Source organism: Streptomyces sp. NPDC127190 (assembly GCF_042672505.1).
GTDB lineage: Bacteria > Actinomycetota > Actinomycetes > Streptomycetales > Streptomycetaceae > Streptomyces.
In genome coordinates this window covers 1-1384 of record NZ_JBHXVE010000061.1, presented here as the reverse complement: position 1 = coordinate 1384, position 1384 = coordinate 1, and the positions used below count along the sequence as shown (strand labels likewise).

The following is a 1384-nucleotide window of genomic DNA, read 5'->3' as shown; positions in this document are numbered from 1 at the left end:
GCTGAGACCTGATGCCGAGCCGATTGTGGTGAAGTGGATGATCCTATGCTGTCGAGAAAAGCCTCTAGCGAGTTTCATGGCGGCCCGTACCCTAAACCGACTCAGGTGGTCAGGTAGAGAATACCGAGGCGTTCGGGTGAACTATGGTTAAGGAACTCGGCAAAATGCCCCCGTAACTTCGGGAGAAGGGGGGCCACGCCTGGTGAGGGGACTTGCTCCTCGAGCTGGGGGTGGCCGCAGAGACCAGCGAGAAGCGACTGTTTACTAAAAACACAGGTCCGTGCGAAGCCGTAAGGCGATGTATACGGACTGACGCCTGCCCGGTGCTGGAACGTTAAGGGGACCGGTTAGCTCACTTTCGGGTGGGCGAAGCTGAGAACTTAAGCGCCAGTAAACGGCGGTGGTAACTATAACCATCCTAAGGTAGCGAAATTCCTTGTCGGGTAAGTTCCGACCTGCACGAATGGCGTAACGACTTCTCGACTGTCTCAACCATAGGCCCGGTGAAATTGCACTACGAGTAAAGATGCTCGTTTCGCGCAGCAGGACGGAAAGACCCCGGGACCTTTACTACAGTTTGATATTGGTGTTCGGTTCGGCTTGTGTAGGATAGCTGGGAGACTTTGAAGCTCATACGCCAGTGTGGGTGGAGTCGTCGTTGAAATACCAGTCTGGTCGTGCTGGATGTCTAACCTGGGTCCGTGATCCGGATCAGGGACAGTGTCTGATGGGTAGTTTAACTGGGGCGGTTGCCTCCTAAAGGGTAACGGAGGCGCCCAAAGGTTCCCTCAGCCTGGTTGGCAATCAGGTGTTGAGTGTAAGTGCACAAGGGAGCTTGACTGTGAGACCGACGGGTCGAGCAGGGACGAAAGTCGGGACTAGTGATCCGGCGGTGGCTTGTGGAAGCGCCGTCGCTCAACGGATAAAAGGTACCCCGGGGATAACAGGCTGATCTTCCCCAAGAGTCCATATCGACGGGATGGTTTGGCACCTCGATGTCGGCTCGTCGCATCCTGGGGCTGGAGTCGGTCCCAAGGGTTGGGCTGTTCGCCCATTAAAGCGGTACGCGAGCTGGGTTTAGAACGTCGTGAGACAGTTCGGTCCCTATCCGCTGTGCGCGTAGGAGTCTTGAGAAGGGCTGTCCCTAGTACGAGAGGACCGGGACGGACGAACCTCTGGTGTGCCAGTTGTTCTGCCAAGGGCATGGCTGGTTGGCTACGTTCGGGAGGGATAACCGCTGAAAGCATCTAAGCGGGAAGCCTGCTTCGAGATGAGGACTCCCACCCACTTGATGGGGTAAGGCTCCCAGTAGACGACTGGGTTGATAGGCCGGATCTGGAAGCCAGGTAACTGGTGGAGGTGACCGGTACTAATAGGCCGAGGG

At 56.6% G+C, this 1384-nt stretch carries 1 rRNA gene (cut by a window edge); it reads left to right on the top strand.

The annotated features are described in order from the left end of the window. A 23S ribosomal RNA gene (locus tag ACFVIU_RS39005) occupies window positions 1-1384 on the top strand; its annotated part reaches 1794 nt to the left of the window's first position; the annotation flags it as partial.